1 protein-coding gene is annotated in these 338 nt (G+C 43.8%); it reads right to left on the bottom strand.

The genetic code is table 11. From position 1 onward, the window contains the following. Window positions 1-293, bottom strand: a 293-nt coding sequence (locus tag Q1A08_RS21405) for a transposase (protein WP_299776430.1), incomplete at its 3' end; no start/stop codon positions are given. Window positions 294-338: the final 45 nt, after the last annotated feature.

The raw sequence follows: 338 nt of genomic DNA, 5'->3' as shown, positions 1-338 counted from the left end.
TCTAGCTGCTTAATTCTCTTCTCAGCCGCACTTAGCTTATCTTCTACTTCCTGAACTGGGTCAGTTCTATCAGGCCTCCTTTTGGGCGAAGGCTTTGATGGCTTCATATTTTTATTTTCCTTTAATTCACCCCTCCGATGCTCCATCTGCCATCGATAAAGCATAACCGGATGAATGTCTAGCGAGCTAGCAACATCCTTTGACATAACGTCAGGGTGATTGGCCAACTTAACGGCTTGGAGCTTGAACGCCAACGTGTACCGATCGTAATTTCTCTTTTTGGTCTGTCCCATACTATACCTCTTTCATTGACAAAATTACTGTCCATGAAAGTGGTT

This window comes from uncultured Pseudoteredinibacter sp., assembly GCF_947500695.1.
Classification (GTDB): Bacteria; Pseudomonadota; Gammaproteobacteria; order Pseudomonadales; family Cellvibrionaceae; genus Pseudoteredinibacter.
This window is presented reverse-complemented; position numbering and strand designations above follow the sequence as displayed.